Source organism: Gemmatimonadaceae bacterium, assembly GCA_019752115.1.
GTDB lineage: Bacteria > Gemmatimonadota > Gemmatimonadetes > Gemmatimonadales > Gemmatimonadaceae > Gemmatimonas.
The window spans coordinates 89,555-103,440 of record JAIEMN010000010.1 but is presented as its reverse complement, the minus strand read 5'-3'; the positions used below and the strand labels follow the sequence as shown (position 1 = coordinate 103,440).

The following is a 13,886-nucleotide window of genomic DNA, read 5'->3' as shown; positions in this document are numbered from 1 at the left end:
TGGCGCCCCTCGCGTAGATTCTCCGACGTGACGACTCCGACCCGCACCCTGCTCGGTCTGCTCTTCCCGTCGTGGACGTTCTTTGACGCGGTGCGACCGACGCCCGCGTTGGAAGTCCGACGCTTCCCCACCGCCGGAATGGCCGGCGACTGGCGCCCCGCCGTCACGCCCCCCCGCCGCCGCTGGTGGCACCTCGTGTTCAACCCGGCGGGCACGCACACGCTGGCGGCGCAGACGCTCGTCGAGGCGTGGTGCCGTGAGCTCCTCGATGCGGAGGAGCCCCCGAGCCCAGACAGCCAATCGTTTCCGCTGGTGCTGGCGTTCGCGGAAGCCGCGGTGGCTGCCGAGGGGGCCGCCACCCGTCCCGCGCCGCACGGCTGGCAGCTGCGGTTGGTGCTGCGACACCCGAAGGACAGCCGTCCGGAGGTGCTCTACGAGACGAGCCGCCTGCCCTTCCCGCCCTCGGGCGTGTCGACATGAGTGGAAGCGCTCCCCTGCTGGCCTCGACCATCGTGTGGATGTGCCGCGCGGCAGCGGTGGCGGCCGCCATCAACGCCCTCGAACTCCTGGTCCTCCGCGCCAGCTGGGCTGACCGTGGCATCTGGTCGGCGCCGCTCCTGTCAGCAGCGTGGGGTGCGTGGCGCGGGGTTCTACGCGCACGCGGCTTCACCGTGGTCCTCTTCGGTCAGCTCGCGGGCGCCCTCGTGCTGGCGCTGGCCCCGGGCACGGGCCTCGGCTGCCTGGCCGCGGTGCTGATGGCGTGGACGAGCTGGCTCGCCGCGCTCCGCTTTCGCGGGAACGTGAATGGCGGCAGCGACGCGATGCTCTTCACCGTGTTGGGCGGGCTCGCCGTGGCGCAGCTTCCCGCCGTTTCCGAGGTGGTGCACGAGGGCGGGGTCCTGTACATCGCGGCGCAGCTCACGCTGTCATACGTGCGCGCCGGCCTCGTGAAGGCGAAAGAACCGACCTGGTGGCGAGGGGACGCGCTGGCAGCGTTTCTCGCGCTGCCGGCCTATGGTGTTCCGGCGTGGGTACCGCGACAGATCCCGCGGCACGCGCTCGTGCTCCGCGTGGCGTCAGCCTGCGTGATTGGCTTTGAGTGCCTTGCTCCGGTGGCCTGGCTCGATCCGGTCGCCTGTATTGCCGTGATGGTCGCGGCGTTTGCGTTCCACGCCGCCACGGCGGTGCTGTTCGGCCTCAATCGGTTTCTGCTCGCGTGGACCGCCGCTCTGCCGTCACTGTGGTACGCGGTCCATCGGGTAGGGTGAGCAGCCGCAGGCTACCGGTTGCTCACTGCTCGATGCTCTTCATGATCGCATCGGCCCGCGGATCCTTGCGCAACGCATCGTAGCGTTCGGCGCGGTTGTACATCTGCAGCCAGCTGTCGGGCTGCTTGACGGCCCGCTCGATCAGCGTCACGGCGGCCGCATGATCGCCCAACACTTCCAGCGTTGCCGCCAGCACCCCCATGGCAGGCATTTCGCCGCCATTCTTCACGCGCAGATTCTCCATGGCGCGTCGCGCGTCGGCGGGGCGGCGGGCACGCGCGTACACATAGGCGAGCACGCCTTCAGTCTGATTGGGGAGGTTCCTCGGCAGCTGCTCCAGGTTGTGCTGCAGCGCGACGATGGCCTCGTCGTGTCGGCCGAGGTAGCTAAGCGCCTCCCCTCGTACATCCCATGCCAACGCATAGGTGGAGTCCATCGACAGGATCGAGCGCGCGGCGGAGTCGGCCTCGCGGTAGCGGCGCTCGGTCATCAGCAGCTGGGCCCCCCAGGTCCGTGCGATCAGCGACGCGGGTTCGGCCGCCTGCGCCCGGGCCGCATGGTCACGCGCCTCCTCGAAGCGTCCCATGTGGACGAGATTGAGTGCGTGCCAGCCCCAGAGGATGGCTACGCTGGAATCGAGGGCCTGCGCGCGTCGGTAGTTCGCGTCCGCCACGCGATTATCGAAGACGCCCATCTGCGCCGAGGCGATCGCGCCCCACGCTTCGGCCACCGTGGAGTCGATGGCAATCGCCTTGCGCGCCGCGGCAATGGCCATCGGTGCCGTGATGCGGGCAGTGCCCTGCTCGTAGAACGGGATAGACGCCAGCGCTAACCCCAATGCCGCATGGGCGCGCGCGAACTGCGGGTCCCGCGCCACCGCGCGTTCAAAGAGCGCGATCGACTGCCGTACGGTTTGTGCCGTACGACGCCCGAACATCACCTGTCCTTGCAGGTACAACGCGTAGGCCTCAGGGTCGGCGGTCTCAACGCGCGTCGCCGTCGCCGCACGCACGCCGTCCAACGCGCCCAGCAGCTTGGTGGCCACCGCCCGCGCGATTTCGTCCTGCAACGCAAAGACGTTGGTGAGTGGCCGATCATACTTCTCGGTCCACGTCACCGCGCCATCGCTGGCCGACACGAGCGAGACATTCACCCGGACCTGCCCCGCCGCGCGCTGGACGCTGCCGGTGAGCAGTGAGCCCACCCCCAGTTCACGCGCGATGGCACTCTCATCCAGACCGCGCGCCTGCAGCGCCCCGGCGCTCGACCGGCCAATGACGCGCACACCGGTCTTGGAGAGGGCGCGCGTCATCTCCTCAGCCAACCCGATGCCAAAGAAATCGTCGGCCTTGTCGCCGCTCAGATTGGCGAGCGGCAGCACTGCGATCGACCGGTTCGGTGCGCTCGCGGTGGCGTTCACGGCGGCGGCCGTGCGCGAGGGCGACGACCCACTGCCCCCGCGCCGCAGCAGGATCGCCGCCGCCACCGCGGCCACGAGGACGCCGCCGGCGAGCAGCAGACTGCGGCCCCGACGGGCAGTCGGCGCCGGTGTGCCACCGGCACGCGCCCCCGTGGCTCCGCCGGGCGTCGCCACGCCATCGAGGATCTGCAGCACCTCCTCCGCGTTCGCCGGCCGATGCGCCGCGTCCTTCTCGAGGCAGCGGAGCACGAGGCCGTTCAGCGAGTCGGGCACCGCCGTGCTTCGCTGGGTGAGCGGCACCGGCGTTTCCGACAGGTGGGCCGCGATCATCTGCGCCGAGTTCGCCTTGCCCGCAAACGGATGGGTGCCCGTGAGCAGCTCGTAGGCCAGGACGCCCCACGCGTAGATGTCGGCCCGCTGATCGACGTCGGCGCCCACGGCCTGTTCGGGCGCCATGTACGACGGCGTGCCGATCGAGCCGCCAACCTGCGTGAGCGAAGCGCTTGTGACCGCAGCGGTGCCACCGTCACCAATGGTGCGCGACGCACTGAGCGCCTTGGCGATCCCGAAGTCCGTCACCACCGCCGTGCCACCCGACAGCAGGATGTTCTCCGGCTTGATGTCCCGATGGACCACGCCCTGCGAATGCGCGTACGCCAGCGCGCGCGCCACGTCCCGCAGAATACTGAGCGACTGCGAAGCCGTGAGCGGCGCCCCATTCGACAGCCGCGCGCGCAGCGACTCCCCGGTTACGAACGGCATCGTGTAGTACGGCAGCAAGCCCGAGCTGCCCGTGCTCAACACGGGCACGATGTTGGCCTGCTGCAACCGCGCCGCCAGCTTCACTTCACGCGCAAAGCGATCGGCGCTGACGCCCTCGGCCAGCTCGGGGGCAATGACCTTCACCACCACCGTGCGGCCGAGCGCATTCTCGTGGGCCACGAACACGCGCGACATGCCGCCACCACCCAGCTCACGCTCGAGGGTGTAGCTGTCGCCGAGCGTGGATTGGAGCTGGGTGCGGAGGTCGGTCACTTCGGAGCGGCGGGATTGGTCGGACGAGCAAGCTGGGAAGGCCTCGCAAAGCTACCCGAGCCTCCTCGTCCGGTCGAGGCGACCTCGGGATACCCCAGCTGCCGGAACAGCGGTTGCAGGCGAGGATCCTCCCGGAGACGGGGGCCGTAGTACGCGTACATCCCCCACGCGACGCGAGCCTCGATCATCTCCGGGTCGCGAATCGCGCGCTCGAACACCGCCAACACGGCGTTGTCGTCGCGCATGTAACGCGCCAATGAGATCGCCGCGAAGGTGGGCCCGCGCGCGATGAGCGAATCGGTGGCCATTTCCCGGGTCGCGGGATTGGACCAGAGCGGCGCAAAGCGGGCCAACACGTCGCGCCGTTCATGGGTCTTGGCCCCCAGGGCGGTATTTAAGGCGACCGCGGCGGCATCAAGCCGCCCGAGTGCCAATTCGTGGCTGAAGCGAAAGCGCCACCCATACCACGCCTGCGGCTGCTGCGCCAAGCCCTGGGCAAAGAGCGGGTCGGCTTCGGCATGACGATCCTGCCCGGCATAGGCGATCGCGAGCGAGAGGGTGATGACGTGTGCTAGCGGATCGAGACGGTGCGCCGCCTCCATCTCCCGGATGCCTTCGTCGAACCGGCGATCGGCCATGAGAGCATAGCTGTACCACTGATGCCCGGTCGCGTACGCCGGGCTGAGGGCGATGGCGCGCTCGAACGCAGCCAACCCTTCCGCGAAGCGCCCGCGCTTGTCGAGCACTTCGCCGAGCGACGCATACGCCTCGCCGAGCGTGGGCGCCAGCGCGATGGCACGCCGAGCCGCCGCTTCGGCCAACGGAAGAATCCCGTCGGTGGTGACGCCGGGGACGCCGTACTCATCCGGAACTGAGAGCACGTAGGTGTCGGACAACCCGGACCATGCCCGCGCGTACGAGGAATCGATGGCGATGGCCTGCTTGAAGGCCGTCGTTGCCTGGATCATCCCGTCGGTCGTTCGGAGATTCCAGTGATAGCGCCCCAGCAGATACTGCTCGTAGGCGGCGGCGTTCGCGGTGCCGCCGATATCACGCAGCGAGTCAGGCACGGCGGCCAGCGTGAGCCGCATCGCGGCGACGACCGCGCGTGCCACTTCATCCTGCACCGCGAAGATGTCGGTGGCGGGACGATCGAAGCTTTGCGACCAGAGGATGGAGTCATTCGCGATACGCACGGCGCGAGCCGTGATGCGGAGCTGATCACCCGCGCGCTGAATGCTGCCGGTCAGCACCGACGAGACGCCGAGCAGCTTGCCGATGGCCCGCAGGTCATTCTCCTTGTCACGCACGGCAAATGCAGACGTGCGCGCGGAGACGGTGAGGCCCGGCACCTTCGACAGCGCGGTGATCAGCGTTTCGGCGACGCCGTCGCCCAGATAGGCGCTCGCGTGGTCGGGGCTGAGATCGGCGAAGGGGAGCACCGCGATGGAGCTCGTCGCGTTCGCCGATGCCGCCTCGGCGCTCGACGGCAGGCGCCGCGACCAGAGCACGGCGCTCACGAGCGCCGCGATGCCGATGACGGCGGCGACGCCAAACCATCGTGTCAATCGGGCGCGCGACGCGGGCGCGGCCGGCCCGTGCGCGACTGGTCCGTTCGTCACGCGCGATTCGCCCGAGAGCGAGACGGTTCCCAAACGCGTCAACAGCTCGCCAGCGGAGGCAGGGCGATCCGCCGGGTTCTTGGCGAGGCACTGCATCACCAGCGCGACCAACTCGGACGCGAGATCGGGACGGCGATCACCGAGATCGCGAGGCGCCTCGGCAACGTGGGCGGCGACCCACTGCGCACTGCCGGTCTTGCCGGCGAAGGGGTGCGCGCCACTCAGGAGCTCGTAGGCCACGACGCCCCACGCGTAGAGATCGGCGCGGTGATCGACGGCATCGCCCACCGCCTGCTCCGGTGCCATGTAGGCAGGCGTGCCGACGCTGCTCCCCACCTGCGTCAGCGTGCCATCCGATGTCGATGGCGCCGACCCATCGCTCGTGCGGGCGGCGCTGATGGCCTTGGCAATGCCGAAGTCGGTGACGACGGCCGCTCCGCCCGACAGGAGGATGTTGTCGGGCTTGATGTCGCGGTGGATGACACCTTGCGCATGCGCGTAGGCGAGCGCGCGAGCGACATCGCGCAGGACCGCGATCGCATCGGCGGTTGAAAGCGGGGCACCGCCGGCGAGCTGGGCCCGCAACGAGTCGCCGGCGACGAACGGCATGGTGTAGTACGACAGCTCGCCCGACGTGCCGGCGGTGAGGACGGGCACGATGTTCGCCTGCTGCAGGCGGGCGACGGTCGTGATCTCGCGCGTGAACCGTTCGGCGCTGACGGTGGCGGCGAGTTCCGGCGCCAAGACCTTGACCACCACCTCGCGCCCGAGCGCATGCTCGCGGGCCACGAACACGCGCGACATGCCGCCACCACCCAGCTCACGCTCGAGGGTGTAGCTGTCGCCGAGCGTGGATTGGAGTTGGGTGCGGAGGTCGGTCACGGTCTGACGGCGAGGTCAAGCCTGCGCGAATACGGGATGGACTCGGCAAAGCTAGCCCGTTCGCCGGTATTCCGCCGCACCCGGCGGCGCTGCTACCGCAGCGCCATATCCACCCCGCCCTGCCCCGCCGTCACCCGGCGCGTCTCCACGTAGCCGGCGTTGAACACGATGAGCGACGTGACCGAGCCGGTGCCGTTGGCGATGCAATGCAGGCGGCCGAGGGCGTCGGCCATGGCGCTTCCACAGGTTACGGCGGCGCCGCTGCTATTGGTCAGGTTGAGCCACGACGTCGTGCCATTCGATACGAACGACAGGTCATCGGTGCGCAGCTTCACCACCCGATTGGTAAACGTGCTGAGATTTTCGTACAGGCTCGCGTAGAGGAAGCCATCGAGCCCAAGCTTCACGCCGGCGCCGTAGGTGCCGGTGGGCATGGGCTTGGTCAGGAGCACGCGGCGGTTCTTGAGATCGACCTTGGCGATAGCGCCACTCGCGATGAGCGTGTACGGGAAGCTCGCGAAGCTGGCGTCGCCGCCGGCGCTCACGTAGGCCACGTCGCCCTGCACGATGGCGCCGGCGCCCGAGCCACGCAGCCCGGTGAGTACGAGCGTATCACGCGTGGTGCCCATGGCCGGCACGCGAATGAGGCGCACATCGCCCTGCACCGTGTAGTTCACCTTGCAGTTGGCGTTGGCGTCCACAATCCACGTGTCCGTGCCGTACTTGAAGACATCCGTGGGGCAGTTGCCAGCGTTGGCGATGCGCGTGCTGGTCGCGTTGCCGGCCGCGATCGTAACGAGGGCAATGCTGCCGGAATCGCGCAGCGCGGCAGCGATGAGCGTGTTGCCGCCGGTGCCGGTAAAGAGGCGCGCCCGGCCCGGGTTGCTCTTGCTGGGGAGCTGCACGCGGCGCACGGCCCCCGACTTCACGTCGGTGATGTACAGGAGGTCGCCCGCGCCGCGGCTCGACACCGCCAGCAGGGTGTCGCGCAGGAGGGAGAAGCCACCGGCGTCGAACTCGGTGGTGCTGCCGAGGTTGATCTTGGTCGTGGCGGTGCCAGTGTCACCCACCAAGGTGTAGCCGGGCTGAATGAACCCGTCGAGCACCACGATGCCCGTAGGCGGACCGGGCTGCACGAGCGTGGGCGAATCGCTTCCGCACGCCGCGGCCAAGGCGACAGCAGCCAGCGACGCCCCGGACAGAGCGCGACGAATCACGGTGGAGTCCTGCAGGATCATACGGATAGACCTGTCGGGCACATGCCCATTCGAGAAGTGAGCGCGGTGATCAGCGACGGACCGGCTCGACGGTGATGCCCAGCGACCAACTGCGTCCGGGCATCGGGAAACCGCGCACTGATTGCCAGCGCGCATCGGTGGCGTTGTCGAGCGCGAGCGTCACCAGCACATCGGTGCGATGCACCGACCGGTGATGGCTGACGGCTCCATCGACAAGCCACACGGCGGGAAGTTCGAAGAACGGGTCACGCGGCCCCGCGGTGTACGGGCGGCGGCCCACGTAGCGCGCGTTCGCGCTGAGCGTGGCCAGCCGATGCTCGTGCTGCGCGCGCACGCCAGCGGCGACGCGGGCGACGTACGGCGTGGGGATGCGCAACCCGTTGGTGTGCAGCAGGGCGTCGTAGCGGGTCAGCCAGCCATCGGCGTGCCAGGCGCCCCACACAGCGGCGGCGCGCGTCTCGAGTCCACGCAGCGTTTCGCGCCCCACGTTCGCCGGGCTCCACCCGAAGTTGCCTGGGAACCAGATGATCGCCTCGCGTGTGGTACGCGACACCGCCAGCACTTCGCCGCTCAGCGACCGCTCGGCTGCGCCGGTGCGCGCGGTGATGCCGGTGCTGGCGTCGAGCGTGACGCGCTCCGGCGCCAGCGTCGTGACGGTAAGCCGCTGGGGGCTGCTGAAGTAGAGGTCGTACAGCGTGGGGACGCGTACCGCCTGGCTGCCGCGCATCACCGCGCCGAGCTGCACGCCCCCGACCGTGGCGAGCGACCACGTGAGGCCGAGCGAGCCGGTGGGTTGGACGCCGAGCCGTTCGACCGCATCGGTGCGCACCCCGACGTCCAGCTGCCCGCGCGTGGTGAGCGCGCGTTCGATGCCGTAGGCGGCGAAGCCCCGCGTGCGCCGCTGCGTGATGCTACCGGTGGCGGTGAGCCCGTCGGCGCCGGCGCCCGCGCGCCAGGTACCGGGCCCCAGCGTGCCGCGCCAGTCGGCATCGGCCGCCCACGCCTGCGCCCGACTGTCGAGCGCGGGGCGCGTGGGGTCACGATAGGCGAGCGTGAAATGCCGCACGCCCACACTCGCGAGCGACGCGTGCATCCCCTGCTGCAGGCGCAGCGTGATCCGGTCGGTGCGTGCGCGATCGTGATCGTAGCTGCGCACGTTCGCCGGGCCGACCATGCCGCGTTCGCTGGTGGACGCGAGCAGCGCCAGCTGCGTGGCGCCCTGCACCACGCCCGCGCTGAGCGCCGCGCGCGCTTCATCGTTGTTGGTGCGCACCTCGCGGACCGGCGTCACCCCGGCATCATTCACAAAGGCAAAATCGTTCTGCGCGCGGCGCCAGGTGGCCGCGGCGTGCCAGCGGGCCGTGCCCACCGTGCCAGCCGTCGCGGCCTCCATCTGCGTCGCGCCAAAGGCACCACGCTGCAGACTGACCAGCTGCTGCGCGCGTGTGGTGAGGGCGATCACGCCGCCCGAGGCGCCGAGCCCGGCACCGACGGGGTCGGCACCCGGCGCCACCGTGGCCGACCCGAGGGCCGCAAGCGGAATGTCACTCACATCGGCGACGCCGGTCGCGGGATCGTTGAGCGGCAGGCCATCGAGTGTCATCACGACCTGCTCGCGCCGCGCGCCGCGCAACGAGACTCCGGTTTCGCCGCGCGCCGTGCGAAGCTGCGTGAAGGGGAGCAGGGTGAGGAGCGCGCTGGTTGAGCCGGCCCCACGCATGCGCGCATCGGCGGCGCCTTGCGAGACCGCGGTGGCCACCCCCGCGCGAGCCGCGGGCGCGACGACGCGCTGGGCAGCGAGCGTTTGCGGCGCGCGGCCCATCGGCCAGAGTGCCAGCACGATCGTGTCGCCCGATGCCCGCCAGGCGATGGCGCGTGGCTGATATCCCGCGCGCCGGACCTGCACCGAATCGCCCGAGGCCCGCACCGCCTCACAGCTGGCGCGCCACACGCGCGTGCTGGTGCCGACACGCACCGCGGCCCCCACGAGCGGCGCGCCGGTGACGGCGTCCACCACACAGAGTACCGAGGCCAGCTGCGCGAGCGGCAGCAGCGGGATCACGGCTCGCTCCGCCGGTTGGCGCCACCGCGCAGCGGCAGCAGAGCCGGTGCGCCCACGGCGGGATCGCGCGTCACCACCAGCGGCCACTCATACACCTGCTCGAGTACCTCGCCACGCATGACATCCGCGGCTGCACCCGCCGCCGCCACCCGGCCCTTGTGCAGCAGCACGATGTGCCCGGCAAAGCGCGCGACGAGATTGAGCTGATGACTCACCAGCAGCACGGTGCGCCCCTCGGCCGCGAGGGTATCGACGAGCTCGAAGACCGCCATTTCGTGCGCGATATCGAGGAACGTGGTGGGCTCATCGAGCACGAGCACGGGCGCATCCTGTGCCAGCGCGCGGGCGATACGCACCCGCTGCCATTCACCACCGGACAGCGAATCGGTGAGATGCGCGGCAGCATCGGCCATGCCCGCCCGCACCAGTGCGCGCTCCACCGCCTCGTGATCCGCGCTCGAGGGCGCGCCGAAGGCCCGCCGCCACGGATGACGCCCCAGCATCACGAACTCGGCGACCGGCATGGGCAGCAGCGGCTCTTCGCGCTGCGGCACGATCGCCACCGTCCGGGCCAGGGATCGCGCGTCCACCGAACGCAGCGCCTGGTCGCCGACGAACACTTCGCCCTTCGCCAAGGGCACGCGCCGGAGCAGCGTGCGCACCAGACTGCTCTTGCCGCTCCCGTTGGGCCCCACCACGGCGGTGATCCGCCCCGGGCGCGCCTCGAGCGACACGCCATCGAGCGCGGGTTCGTCGCGACGCGGATAGCGCACCGTGATCCCATCGAAGCGCAACGCGGGGGCCGGCAGGCGCGCGCTCATGAGGCCGCGACCCGACGCAAGCGCAGCAGAAAGAACGGTACGCCCACCAGCGCGGTCACCGCGCCCAGCGGCAGCTCCACCGGTGCGCGCAGCGTGCGCGCCGCGAGATCGGCGGCCACCAGCAGCACCGCGCCGTAGAGCGCCGACAGGAGCAGCATGGGGCGATGCCGCGTGGCGCCCATCGCCCGCGCGAGATTGGGCACCACGAGACCGATGAAGCCGATGAGCCCCGCCGACGCGACCGTGGCCGCTGCCAGCCACGAGCCGGCGAGGAAGAGCCACTGCGCCGTACGTTCCACGTCAACACCGAGGGCCATGGCCGGCTCGGCCCCCAGCGCGATCACGTCGAGATCACGAGCCCGCCACACGAGCCAGCCGGCGAGCGGCAGCATCGCGACCACCGCGCGCCCCACGCTCCCCCACGACGCATCGGCCACGGAGCCCATCATCCACCAGAGTGCACCGCGCACCTGCTCGGCGGGCGCGTCGGCCAGCGCGACCATGATGACAGCGTTCGCGAACGCCCCCACAATGACGCCCGCCATGATGAGGAGGCGCGTATCGCCCGCGCCGCCCGCCACGCGCGCCAGCGCGGTCGTGAGCAGCGTAGCCATCGCGGCGCCGGCAAAGGCACTCCCGGTGATGGCCAGCGGCGCGTGCAGCCCGAGCACCATGGCCAGCACCGCGCCGACCGCGGCGCCGCCCGAGACGCCGAGCAGATAGGGCTCCGCCAGCGGATTCCGCAGCGTGCCCTGCAAGGTGCCCCCACTCATGGCGAGTGCGGCGCCCACCAGCATGGCCAGCACCACGCGTGGCGCGCGCAGCGATTGCACGATCGCGACGGTGCCCGCGTCTCCCTGCCCCTGCAGCGCCTGGATGACCTGCGCGATGGGGAGCGACGCCGACCCGAAGGCCAGCGCCAGCACCCCAACGAGCGCGAGCAGCGCGACGCCCGCGCTCCAGGCGAGCGGCAAGCGCGAGGGGGTCGGGATCGAGGAGCGCGCGGGCGTCATGATCGACTCAGTGAATGGAGTCGGCCCACTGCGGATGCAGTGCGCGCGCGAGCTGCACCGCGGCCATGCCGAGCACGACCGACGGACGCCCCGCGAGCTTGGGATCATCGAGCGCGATGGCGCCCTGCCTGATCGCCGGCAACGCCCCCCACGAGGGCGACGCGCGCAGTTCGCGCGCACGCGTCTCACTCGTGACCACCCGCGACGGATTGCGCGTGATGATCTCCTCCACGCTCACCTGCGGCGACGGGCCGGGCTGGTCGTGAAAGACGTTGGTGGCACCGGCGATGGTAAGCAGTTCGTCGAGATAGCTGCCGGCGCCGATGACCATGGGGGGCGTGAGCCACACCGGCCACACCACGGTCGGGCGCTGCGCGGCCGGCACGAGGCGATCCACCGTCGCCTGCACCCGCGCCAGCGTGGCCTTCACGGAGTCGCTCACGAGGGCGGCGCGCGCGGGTTCACCGAGCGCAACGCCAAGCGTGTGCACGAGGGTATGGAACTGGGCGATGCGATCGACGCGCACCGCGAGCGTCTTCACCCCGGCGCGCGCGAAGGCGTCAGCGGCCGGGCGATTGTCGGCGGTCGCGTAGAGCACCACCAGTGTGGGCTTGGCGGCGAGGACCGCCTCGACATTCGGCTTGATGCCATCGCCGAGCGACGGCAGTTCCTTTGCGGCGTCGGGAAATGCATCCCAGCGCGAACGGCCCACGAGATGCGACTCGGCGCCGATGGCGTAGATGATCTCGGTGGCGGCCGGATTGAGCGACACGACGCGTGCGGCGGCGCTCGCGTCGCGCGGGAGCGGCGCACCGAAGTCGTCGGTATCAGCGGGCGCCAATGGCGCTGCATCGGTGGCGGCGCGGTCGCGCGCAGCCCCGTCGGTCGATTTCGATTCCGCGCAGGCGGTGGCGATTCCCAGCAGCGCCAGGACTCCCAACCGTACCGCGCGGCGTCCAAATCGTGGGGGAGGAAACAAAAGAGGCGTCCTCTCCCACGAGAAGACGCCCGAGCACGCATGCCGGCGCGCGAAGGCGACGACACGATTGCACGAGCCCCCCCTCGAGGGTCTTCGTCAAAGAAAGAGCGTGGGTCGTCTCCTGGCTCCGGATGTGTCGCGCGCCACTCCGAAGAGTGCCGCCCGTCAGGTGCGCTTCGCCTTCCCGGTATTGCAACCAGTGGCTTCCAACGCGCACGCCGTTTCCCGTGAAGGGAATCGGATCCGTTACAGTGGCGGGGCCGCGCCGGCGTTGCACCGGCTTCCGTGTCCCGCGCTCGAAATCAGTTGTCATCGCCCCCTGTGGGCGACCCTTCGAAGCTACCGTGCCGTTCCGGACTCGGCAAGCGCTTGCGCGAGCGCCGCCTCGAGCTCCTGCCGGCGCGCCTCGTAAGTCCGCTGCAGGTGCTCGGTGGGTGCGGTCTGCTTCGCCCACGCGGCGTCGAGCTGGCGGATGGCATCGCGCAACCGCTCGGGCTCGGTGTCGTCATCGCGCACGGTGGTGCGCAGCGTGGGGAGCGGCGCGTTCACGCGCGCGTTCGCGCTGCGCTGCATGCGGCGCCCCACCAGCAGCAGCACGAAAAAGCCGATGGCAATGACGATGCCGTAGCGTTGCAGGGCGCCGCTCGCCGGCGCGTTCGCGGTGGGGACATCCACCGCGAGGCGCGTGTCGGGCTTGACGTCCTGCGCCAGGAAGCGCTGAAACTGGCGCCCCTCGAGCGTGACTTCGCCAACGCGCGTGAAGCCCATGGCCTGCACGGTCGCGTCCAGATCTTCGAGCAGAATCTCGAAGACGACCGCCCCCGCCTCGGCGGTGAAGGCGAGCGGAAAGGCACTCTCCGGCACGCTGTACGTGAACGAGACCTGCTTCACGCCGGGCGGTACGGGGGCAAAGATCTCGGCGCGGCCATTCTGCACGCGAAACGCCTGCGGCGACACCTCATCCGAATTCACGCGGGCATTCGTGGCCGCCCCGGGGATGCGCACGCTCCACGTCGGGGTCGTGGTGCCGGTGGCGATGATCGTCTGCAGGCTGTCGTTCGAGAGTTCGAAGACCTCGATGACGGTGCGCACGTTGCCGGTGTCGCGCTTGCCGACGATGAGATGCCGCCCCTTCACGCTCAGCGGAAACGGTCGCGACGTGGTGTCGAAGACGGTGATCTCGCCATCGTCGCCTGACGCGTGCTCACTCTTGGCCGGTGGCGCAAAGTAGGCGATGCCGCCATAGGTGACTGAGGCGAAGTACACGGCCTCCGGCGCACCGAAGGGGCGCCATTGCAGCCGATAGTGGCCATTGGCATCGGCGCGCACAGAGTCGATGGGCCCCGCGCTGTCCTTGCCGAGGCGATGCAAGGTGACCCACACGTTCGCGGCCGGGCCCATGCCGGTCGAGTCGCCACGACCGGGCATGGGGCGACGGACACGGCCTTCGATGGAGCGCGGAGACTGAGCGGTCGCCGCCTGCACGGCGCAGGCGGCAGCGGTCAGGGCGCAGAGAACCAGACGGCGCATACGGAGGGGCTGGCGA

General features: G+C 70.3%; 10 protein-coding genes and 1 riboswitch. Of the genes, 2 read left to right on the top strand and 8 right to left on the bottom strand.

The window, feature by feature from the left end:
• Positions 1–27: 27 nt before the first annotated feature.
• Together K2R93_05405 and K2R93_05400 are read left to right on the top strand one after the other, a co-directional pair.
• Positions 28–480, top strand: coding sequence for a hypothetical protein (locus K2R93_05405; protein MBY0489257.1), 453 nt, complete (start codon positions 28–30; stop codon positions 478–480).
• Positions 477–1,268 carry a hypothetical protein gene (locus tag K2R93_05400; protein ID MBY0489256.1) on the top strand — a complete coding sequence of 264 codons (792 nt, stop codon included), beginning with the start codon at positions 477–479 and terminating at the stop codon, positions 1,266–1,268. The genes K2R93_05405 and K2R93_05400 overlap by 4 nt, the downstream gene beginning before the upstream one ends.
• A gap of 22 nt (positions 1,269–1,290) precedes the next feature.
• Here K2R93_05400 and K2R93_05395 read toward each other — a convergent pair whose 3' ends face one another.
• The 8 genes from K2R93_05395 to K2R93_05360 all read right to left on the bottom strand — a co-directional run bounded on the left by K2R93_05395 (position 1,291) and on the right by K2R93_05360 (position 13,870).
• Positions 1,291–3,723: a protein kinase gene (locus tag K2R93_05395; protein MBY0489255.1), complete on the bottom strand. Its 2,433-nt coding sequence runs from the start codon at positions 3,721–3,723 to the stop codon at positions 1,291–1,293.
• Positions 3,720–6,227 carry a protein kinase gene (locus K2R93_05390; protein ID MBY0489254.1) on the bottom strand — a complete coding sequence of 836 codons (2,508 nt, stop codon included), beginning with the start codon at positions 6,225–6,227 and terminating at the stop codon, positions 3,720–3,722. Before K2R93_05390 ends, K2R93_05395 begins: the two co-directional genes overlap by 4 nt.
• Before the next feature lie 92 nt (positions 6,228–6,319).
• Positions 6,320–7,444 carry a hypothetical protein gene (locus K2R93_05385; protein MBY0489253.1) on the bottom strand — a complete coding sequence of 375 codons (1,125 nt, stop codon included), beginning with the start codon at positions 7,442–7,444 and terminating at the stop codon, positions 6,320–6,322.
• A 70-nt stretch (positions 7,445–7,514) separates the two neighbouring features.
• Entirely contained in the window at positions 7,515–9,527 is a 2,013-nt protein-coding gene (locus K2R93_05380) for a TonB-dependent receptor (GenBank protein MBY0489252.1), read from the bottom strand.
• Complete coding sequence (locus tag K2R93_05375) at positions 9,524–10,348, bottom strand: ABC transporter ATP-binding protein (protein MBY0489251.1); 825 nt, start codon at positions 10,346–10,348, stop codon at positions 9,524–9,526. Before K2R93_05375 ends, K2R93_05380 begins: the two co-directional genes overlap by 4 nt.
• Positions 10,345–11,361, bottom strand: coding sequence for an iron ABC transporter permease (locus K2R93_05370; protein ID MBY0489250.1), 1,017 nt, complete (start codon positions 11,359–11,361; stop codon positions 10,345–10,347). The genes K2R93_05375 and K2R93_05370 overlap by 4 nt, the downstream gene beginning before the upstream one ends.
• 7 nt (positions 11,362–11,368) lie before the next feature.
• On the bottom strand, positions 11,369–12,202 hold the full coding sequence (locus K2R93_05365; GenBank protein ID MBY0489249.1) for a helical backbone metal receptor: 834 nt from the start codon (positions 12,200–12,202) through the stop codon (positions 11,369–11,371).
• Between the two features lie 231 nt (positions 12,203–12,433).
• Positions 12,434–12,677: riboswitch (cobalamin riboswitch) on the bottom strand.
• A gap of 2 nt (positions 12,678–12,679) precedes the next feature.
• Complete coding sequence (locus K2R93_05360; GenBank protein MBY0489248.1) at positions 12,680–13,870, bottom strand: hypothetical protein; 1,191 nt, start codon at positions 13,868–13,870, stop codon at positions 12,680–12,682.
• Positions 13,871–13,886: the final 16 nt, after the last annotated feature.

Bases quoted from the DNA above. Each gene is read 5' to 3' on its own strand.
- K2R93_05400 (MBY0489256.1), top strand. From the start codon at position 477: ATGAGTGGAAGCGCTCCCCTGCTGGCCTCGACCATCGTGTGGATGTGC.
- K2R93_05375 (MBY0489251.1), bottom strand. From the start codon at position 10,348: ATGAGCGCGCGCCTGCCGGCCCCCGCGTTGCGCTTCGATGGGATCACG.
- K2R93_05370 (MBY0489250.1), bottom strand. From the start codon at position 11,361: ATGACGCCCGCGCGCTCCTCGATCCCGACCCCCTCGCGCTTGCCGCTC.
- K2R93_05360 (MBY0489248.1), bottom strand. From the start codon at position 13,870: ATGCGCCGTCTGGTTCTCTGCGCCCTGACCGCTGCCGCCTGCGCCGTG.